This is a genomic window from Ruegeria sp. HKCCD6604 (assembly GCF_013110635.1).
GTDB lineage: Bacteria > Pseudomonadota > Alphaproteobacteria > Rhodobacterales > Rhodobacteraceae > Ruegeria.
This window is the reverse complement of record NZ_WVQW01000007.1, coordinates 229921-237933: the sequence shown is the minus strand read 5'-3', so window position 1 is coordinate 237933 and position 8013 is coordinate 229921. Positions and strand designations below refer to the sequence as shown.

Here is an 8013-nt window from a genome sequence, read left to right as displayed (position 1 = left end):
TTCGGGACGAAAGCGGGGTCGCAATAGAACCGGAGGAATGGTCTGCGCGATGGGTTTTGCGGAAGACCATTGAAAAGAAATCCTTCAATGACTCCGGGGTGGTTCAATCGCTTGTCACTTTGGAAATGGCGCAGTCGGACGCCTTTATTGGAAGTGTTCGGGACGAAAGCGGGGTCGCAATAGAACCGGAGGAATGGTCTGCGCGATGGGTTTTGCGGAAGACCATTGAAAAGAAATCCTTCAATGACATCGGGCTGGTTCAATCGCTTGTCACTTTGGAAATGGCGCAGTCGGACGCCTTTATTGGAAGTATTCGGGACGAAAACGGGGTCGCAATAGAACCGGAGAAATGGTCCGTTAGGTGGGCGGCGCGAACCGGCATGCAGCGCTCTCAAGAGTTTTTTGATAGTTACCTAAATATACTAATAATCGCGAGTGGACTTGATCCAATCGAGGATTGGGGGGACAGCGAATATTCCGATGAGGGATCAATCAACAAACTGTTATTGAAGCGGTTTGACGATCTGGGAAGACTTCCAAACCCTGTCCTCATTAGTTTTTCAAATATGGACATCGATCTTCTTAGGCAGAAAATTGGGGACTATCGGACGCCTGAAAAGTACACTGTTAGATGGTATTTTCGTCAATCTTTGGCCACCAATCCTGATGAAACCTATATTTGGCAATGCTACTTCAAGACTGAGCTAAACTCTGGTGTTTATGAACTCGGTGAGATCGATAGAATTTCCGGGTGGAGCCTGAGAGCAATCGGAAAGAAAACGCTTGACAGGATTGGTGATGAGAGAGGAGTTGAGCAACTCGCAAGGTGGTTCTTTATTGAAAAGGAGCAAGAAAATGGTGGCCTATCGCAGTGGATTCAGGAAAAGGTGATATTTGAGACTTCTCGAGATACTTGGGAGCGCGCAACTGCATCAATAGAGGCTGACGCGGTCAAAAAACTCTTCGAATAAGTGATATCGTCTGAGAGAGGCATTAATATTCTCTGAATAATGATCGTTTGTGAGAGGCGCGTCAGTTCGTAAAACGCGTCGTGAATGATAGATCGGCTTGTCCCTCAAAACTCTCCCTTGCAACAGGTTACTCGTAACCTTCTCCAACCAATGAGTTTCGAGAGAGCACTTGGAAAGCCGTCATTCGTCGTTGTGCAGAAAATGGTAGGTCTAGGCTCAAAGCAGTCGTTTGCTAAAACCGGCGTGAGTGTCAGTTACAAGTATTTAACCAACGTTCTGTCGCATGACACGTTGCGCTATCCGCGCTTGGTATCCGGCTTTGTGTGGTATGTATTGTGGTATCTTTTATCAAGAACTGAATAAATTATATACTTAACATGAGCTTGTAGGTTTAATTATGCTGACTTCGTCTCCGCCATCCAACTTTCTTTAGCTTTCTGTCCGGGGAGATTCAGCTCGAAGATGGCTGGGCCCCAGATATACTGTTTTGCATTGGATTCTGTGATTTCTCGAAAGATCGGAAAGCGGCGGCGGGGCCGGGTGTCCAGCGCGATTGAAACCCCTCTTGTCCTGGACTTTCTCAATCCGTTGCAGAACAGGGCAAAAAGCCTGTCGGAATGACCGGTCACGATCCGGTAACGGCGTCGTGCGAATCGTTGTTTCCGTCGATCGGGAGAGCAACATGCCGCAACATATCATTCCGCCTGAACCCTGGCAGGACCTGGAAAAGCCCAATCGTGGATTGAACCGGGATCAGTGTCACTCGAGCGCGCCGACTGGTGCCCGAGACAGGGCGGCCGCAGAACATAACGGCGAAGCAGACCTGTTTGCCGGGACTTGGCCTACGAGCTTTTCGAAGGGCTTGCGGCATGACGAAAATGGCATTGTCGACGTGCAGGTTTATACCGAATTTCTGGAAGAAGTGGCTGATCCTACCTGCACCGACAATCAAGGAAACAGGCTGACGCTGTTTGACACGCCAGCCTATTCCGGGCCCTTCCGCACCGCGCCATCAGAGGGTGGTGAATTTAGATGGCGTGCGTGGGAAGGGCCAATCCTGGGTCATCGGTTGGGGTTCAATGGATTGGACGCCGGCGGTTTGGGTATCGCGCCGGCGCCCAGGCTTGGGTCAGATGAATTGGCGGCAGAGATGGCCGAACTCTATGCGATGGCCTGTCTGCGAGATGTGTCCTTCGAAACCATTCGGGATGGTGCCGAGGGAACCGACAAGGTGCTTGGCGCCCTTGGCCGGTTGGAGTGGTTCCGCAAAGACGGTTTCCCAAAGGATGCCAGCGGCGCCGAGATCGGGAAAGTACCGGCGGCGCGCCGGGTCCGAGATGGCGAAGGTCTGTCTTCGCGAACTTTGTTCCGCGGCTCGAGCCAAGGCTGTTCGGACGGGCCTTACGTGTCGCAGTTCCTTTTGCAGGGTTACGACCCGCTGACGTCAGACGCGGCGCATGTGCAAGGGCGGTGGTTGGCAAATACAACTGCGCCAAGGGCAATGCCGTTTGGTTCGTTTCGGGTTGACCAAAGAGTCGCACCACAGGCCGTTGGCGTGGACTATTTGCGGGACTGGGCCGAGTGGCTGGACGTTCAGAACGGCGCGGACGCGACCGGCGAACAAGCCTTTGAAGCCTGTGGCCCGAAGTTTATTGAAACACCTCGCGACCTTGCTACCTACGTGCATTTCGACTCGATCTATCAGGCTTTTTTCAATGCCTGCCTGTTGATGCTGGGCCGAGGTATTCAAGCAGATGACGGTCTGCCCGAAGTCTGGAGTTCCCGTGCGGAGGATAGTGGGGTCCATTGGGGCGGATCACACGCGCTGTCAATTCTGGCAGAAACCGCGACAAGGGCAATGCGGGCCGTGCGACGCCAGACCTTTCAGGTGCACAACCGCGCCCGCCCTGAAAAGCTGGGCAGCGTTGCAACCTTGGTGGCGAATGGTCATGGCGCGGTGCTTGGGGCAGCGGAACCGTTTGCCGCAGCCCATCTTGATAAATTGGAAAGCGCCGCCTGCGAAGATTTCAGTCTTGTGGAAGCCATTGCCGCCGCGCCGGCCACTAAGCGGTTCGCCCACAACGCGGTTTCTCATAAGGGGCTGCCACAAATCGATCGCAACCTGCTGTTGCCTGTTGCTTATCCCGAGGGCTCGCCAATGCAGCCGTCCTACGGGGCGGCGCATGGCGCAGTTGCCGGGGCGTGCGCGACGCTGCTCAAGGCGTTCTTTAGAACGCACGCGCTGGACGGGTCCCGGGTAACTTTGGCAGAGGCGGGTATGGAGCGCGTCTTTGTTCCGGCTCCGGGTGGAATGAAACTGGTTGAGTCCGTGCGGCCAGAGGACAGCGCAGCGAAGCTTACGCTGAATGGCGAGTTGAACAAGTTGGCTGCAAATATCGCGATCGGGCGCAATTTTGCAGGGGTACATTTCTACAGCGACTATTTCGACAGTATCCGAATGGGTGAACGCGTTGCAGTGGGCATTCTGGCCGAACAGATGGCGAATTTCCGGGGGGCCGCGAAAATGTCGCTTGAAACATTTGATGGAGATCGCCTCAACATCGTTGGCGGTCGTTCTTGCGGTAGCGAAATCCACATTGTGAACAGTACGCCCGAATTGTGGTGGACCCGTCATTTGCCTGAACAGGCGGGGTGGGCAGGATGAATGTATCAGACCCCATGACAGGTCGGTCTACATGATGCTTCCTTGTGCGTCACCGGTGGCGATTGCCCCGTCGGAATTGAAAACCTGCGGGCATCGACCTCTGACTTTCCATTCTAGTGTCTCTGAAGCCCAACGGTGTTCTTTGATGTCTGTATTCCAATCGCCGGGACTTGCTGATCAAGGCGTGAACGACGCCACCCGGTCCGCGTGGAATTCGACCATTCAGAACATATTCGACGTGCAGGGCGTCAGCCCGTTTCTGGTCATGGATCCGCGTGACATCGAGGCGGGCCAGCCTTCGAATGGGTTCAGATGGCGCGCCGATCCGCGGGAACCGCGGGACTGTCTGGGCGATGAGCTGGCGGCGCGCGTGTGTGACCAAGGCTGGCCCGGCAGGGTTGAGCTGCACAATGAATATCTTGAATACACGTTGGTAATGCGACCCGATGCCGGTGGCAGACTGCGCCCGAAGCGATTTGTGGCCACTACCGAGTTTGTGGAGTGGTGGCAGTTCATGGCGGTGTTCGATTTCGATCACTTCCTGTCGGTGGTCGCATCGGTGACCGGGCGCTTCTACTCCTGCAAGGATCTGTTTGAAGTCTCACGGTCGGTATGGACGTCGATGGATGTGTCCGAGCGTGCGGCCCGCTTTCACAAAAGGCTGGTGGGTAGGGATCACGCGCATCCGCCGGAACATCCGTTGAATATCCAGCATGCCCTGTTTCTGGCCAAGGGTACGAACCGTTTGACCGATCTGATCCAGACCATGCATTTTTCTTCCTTCCCGTATCTCGTGAAGGACGGCGAGAGCAACCGGCGCGCCCGGCTTGAAGAAGTTCTTGATTTCGCGAACCGGCAGGATCTGTACTGCGGGCATGCAGGGTTCCGCCTAGTGAGCGATACGCTTGAACTGGCCGCGGGGAAATGTGGTAAGTCACCAGCGGGTCGGGCGATGGCATTCTCTGATCCGCTTGGGCTGTATATTCAGGCATTCCATACATCACGACTGTTTGTGGGTGCGGGCAGGGTGCCTCGGGGCTGGGTCCGGTTCAGTCGCGGTGCGCGGGGAATGCACATGCGCCTTGAATTCGGGCCTGCCGACGACGATCCCCGGTTTCTGGATGATATCACGCTGGGAACAGGCCCTTCGGCTCGCCCTGTCTCGGGCTATGCTCTGGCCAGCCTGATCGAGGTCGGCCCGATGATCACAGTTGCCGCCAGGCCGCGCGTGATCACCCGTGTCGAATTTGTTGAAACTCCGCATGTTGATCCGGGGCGGGTTGTCCGCAGCCTGCCCGAGACCGAACGTTGCAGGCAGCTTTTGGAATTCGCGGACCGTTGCAAGGCAGAGACCAACGGCGACACGACACGCTTTCGCAGAGACGGATCCTGACCGGTGCTCAAACTGCTACGGCTTTGACCACCGGCAGGGGAATTTCAGGTGCGGTCATGTCAAAAACCGCAACCGGACGACCGAGGGCGCGACTTGCCGCTGTCAATACCGTCGTCAGCGATGGGTTCGGGCTGTCCCACGCCCGCGTGTCAAACAACCGCGTCGGAGCAACAGGCCGGTCATTCTGCGCGCCGCGATAAAGCCGGAACAGACGGGCCTGTTCAGCATCCATGCCGTGATCCGTTACACCGTTGTGTTCAAGCATCACCATGTTGCGCCAGGACACCACCGCCTCGGATGCTGCGTGCCAGACGCCCTGCGCCAGATTTGCGGAAAGCGCCGATCCATAGGTCGGCCTGCCGCCATCCGCATCTGCGCAGACCGCGCGCAGCAGAAGGCCGATGCCCGGAACTTCGAGGATGTGAAGGCTCAGTTGCCGCAGTTGGACGTGCAGCCACTGCGTCAAATCATGGGGCAGGACCGTGTCCGGCGCCAGGTGGTCAAACCCCTGCGATCCAAGAGCGTGTTCCAAACACTCCAGCGCCGCCCACAGCGCGGCGGCTTCATGTGTCGGGCCAGCCGCGGCACCTTTCGAAGTGACCTTTCCGTCACTGCCCGGAACACCCAGTGCAAGCGCGTCGTTTGGCATCACATGGGATGCGCCATCCGACGCGATCAGGCTTTCGCGGGTTTGTGGTGCTTCGGTACTGTATTGCAAGGCATAGCGCTCAATCGCCTCGAACCCGGCCAGCCGCGCCGCCTCTTCCGGTGTGCGGCCAGTGCCGAAAGACACGCGATGACCCATCCCGCCCTTGGGGGGCAGAGCTCCGTCGCGCAGCTCGATCAAGCGAAAAGCCGCGTGGATCGGCGCATCTTTGGGGAATTCGGCAAACGAGGGTTTGGAAATTAGCCGAGCAGTTTCAGCGCGTTCTATCAACGTGTCGGTCATTTTCGTTTCCGGATAAGCATATAACGGGGTATACAAGTGGGCATTGTTGTTTGAGAAGGAGATTTTACATGGCTCGTTTGGCAATCAACCCGAATTATTCGTTGAAAGACTTGGGGTGCGAAGTTCTGAATGCCGCGCGCGGCCGTGCGCTGGGGTCGCAAGATGATCAGGACGCGGCGGAACGCAAAATTCAAGAAATCCTTGCGGACAGTGGTAATCCAGAGGTCAGGTTTGTCTATGACACCAAGGATCTGGTTCATATCGTTGTTCCGGACCTGAGTGACAAAAAGCCGGATCCGAACCCCGATCACGAGTCATGGTGCTGCAAACTGGCCTATGAAGCGATGGGCGGTATCGTCATATTTGGATGCAGCGGTTAACGACAACCCCCGAACGTTTTTGAGGGCCGTTAGTGACTGAGGCAAAAACCAAGGTTTTTTTGACCGGACCGTTTCAGATTATCCGTGACGACGGTCAGGATGTGACGCCTCGGGGCACCAAAGCGAAAGCTCTTCTTGCTTTGGTGCTTCTGTCGAAAAATGCGATACGCAGCAGGGCTTGGTTGCAGGACAAGCTCTGGAGCGAGAGTTCGCCCGCACAAGGCGCGGCGTCGCTGCGCAAAGAGCTGAGTGTTCTCAGCAAGCACTTTTCCAAGCACAAACTTGATATTCTTGAAATCACCCGTGAAACGGTGTCGATCAATCTGGCAGCAGTCGAGGTTGATCTGTTTGACGAGCAGCTCAGTCCCGATCGGGCTGAATTGCTGGAAGGGTTGGACGTTGCCGACCCCGAGTTCGAGGCATGGCTGACGGTTGAACGGCAGGCCTATTGGGACATCGATACAGACTCAGACAGGCCGGTTCTGGCGGGCCGTGGTTTGCCGGTGCATTGGGGGCGTTTGCGTCCAGCGGTTGTGGTTGAGCCTTTTGAAGTTGTCGGGGAAACGCCGGATATCAGCATTGCTGCCTCCTCCATACGAGACGAACTCATGTTTCTTCTGGGCACAATGTCCGACGTGATCGAACTGCGTGACGCGCGCAGGCAGGAAGGCCCGGTTGAAGGTTATGTTCTCAGCGGCAGCGTGGTTGGCGCGGAAGGTCTGCGGGTGGCCGCTCAACTGACGTCAACCGCGGATCAGGTGTGCCTTTGGACACAGAGGTTCCGCTTTCGTGCGAAGGAAACATTTGACGCGGTCGAAGAAATCGCCATGAAGGTCGTCGAGGCGCTCCAACTGCGATTGCGCGACGGGTATTGGTCAGAAATCTGGTCAAGCCGTGTCACTTCGACCGAGGCCTGGTCTGCGTTCCAGAAAGCGCGCATATTGGAAAGCCAGGCAACGGAAGACGGGTTGCAGGATGCCATCCGTCAATACCGCGCCTGTCTCGAGTTTGACCCCGGATACCTGCCGGCACGTGTGGCGATCGGTTTCTGTCATTTGGACATGATCCGCCTGGGCATGGATGCAAACCCGGCCGAGACGCTGGCAATGGTAGAGGCCGAATGCAAAAAGCTGAGCAACCTGAACCCGACTGACCCGTATTGCTCGGCCCTCCATGCTTTTACCCACAGTGTTGCCGGCAACACGTCAGAGGCTTGCAGCTTGATGCTTGCCGTCGTGGAACGTTTCAGCGGAAGCCCGGAATTGTTGGGATATTACGGCATCCTGTTGGTGTATGATGACCGGGCTGAAGAAGGCGTGTCGGTCTGCAAGAAAGCGTTGGCGTTGACGCCGCATCCGCCCATTTGGATCGAAGCAAATCTGGCAATCGCAATGATGATGACCGGGGACAAGGCCGCGTGGCAGCATGCCCATAACGTGTTGCGGGTCGACCCCGGACGCGTTCGCCCCAGGGTCGTGCTGTGCATGCTGTCCGCCGCCGCCGGGAACCATTCCCTGGCGCGTCGACATGCCCGGCAGATTCTGGAATTGCAGCCGGGCTTTTCGGCCGAACGCTGGGCCTGGCCCGGCTGTTTCAAGAACAGGCAACACTACGAAAAAGGCGTGCGGCTGTTGTCGGCGGCTGGTCTGTGACGG

General features: G+C 56.5%; 6 protein-coding genes. 5 read left to right on the top strand and 1 reads right to left on the bottom strand.

Going from position 1 to position 8013, the window contains the following annotated elements; translation table 11 throughout:
• From GS614_RS16965 to GS614_RS16955, 3 genes are all read left to right on the top strand, one after another.
• Positions 1 to 971 (top strand): hypothetical protein (locus GS614_RS16965; protein ID WP_171726863.1); only part of this gene is annotated, 971 nt, incomplete at its 5' end.
• A gap of 682 nt (positions 972 to 1653) precedes the next feature.
• Positions 1654 to 3636 carry a hypothetical protein gene (locus GS614_RS16960; RefSeq protein WP_171726862.1) on the top strand — a complete coding sequence of 661 codons (1983 nt, stop codon included), beginning with the start codon at positions 1654 to 1656 and terminating at the stop codon, positions 3634 to 3636.
• 145 nt (positions 3637 to 3781) lie between these two features.
• Positions 3782 to 5029, top strand: a complete 1248-nt coding sequence (locus GS614_RS16955) for a hypothetical protein (protein ID WP_171726861.1) — start codon at positions 3782 to 3784, stop codon at positions 5027 to 5029.
• A gap of 7 nt (positions 5030 to 5036) precedes the next feature.
• Here the strand turns inward: GS614_RS16955 and GS614_RS16950 are convergent, their stop codons facing one another.
• Positions 5037 to 5978: a YcaO-like family protein gene (locus GS614_RS16950; protein WP_171119802.1), complete on the bottom strand. Its 942-nt coding sequence runs from the start codon at positions 5976 to 5978 to the stop codon at positions 5037 to 5039.
• A 68-nt stretch (positions 5979 to 6046) separates the two neighbouring features.
• Here GS614_RS16950 and GS614_RS16945 point away from each other — a divergent pair, with 68 nt between their 5' ends.
• Both GS614_RS16945 and GS614_RS16940 read left to right on the top strand, forming a co-directional pair.
• On the top strand, positions 6047 to 6358 hold the full coding sequence (locus GS614_RS16945; RefSeq protein ID WP_152456717.1) for a hypothetical protein: 312 nt from the start codon (positions 6047 to 6049) through the stop codon (positions 6356 to 6358).
• A gap of 32 nt (positions 6359 to 6390) precedes the next feature.
• A complete protein-coding gene (locus GS614_RS16940) occupies positions 6391 to 8010 on the top strand; it encodes a hypothetical protein (protein ID WP_171726860.1) in 1620 nt (539 codons plus the stop codon).
• The last annotated feature ends 3 nt before the right edge of the window (positions 8011 to 8013 follow it).

Bases quoted from the DNA above. Each gene is read 5' to 3' on its own strand.
- GS614_RS16950 (WP_171119802.1), bottom strand. From the start codon at position 5,978: ATGACCGACACGTTGATAGAACGCGCTGAAACTGCTCGGCTAATTTCC.
- GS614_RS16945 (WP_152456717.1), top strand. From the start codon at position 6,047: ATGGCTCGTTTGGCAATCAACCCGAATTATTCGTTGAAAGACTTGGGG.
- GS614_RS16960 (WP_171726862.1), top strand. From the start codon at position 1,654: ATGCCGCAACATATCATTCCGCCTGAACCCTGGCAGGACCTGGAAAAG.
- GS614_RS16955 (WP_171726861.1), top strand. From the start codon at position 3,782: ATGTCTGTATTCCAATCGCCGGGACTTGCTGATCAAGGCGTGAACGAC.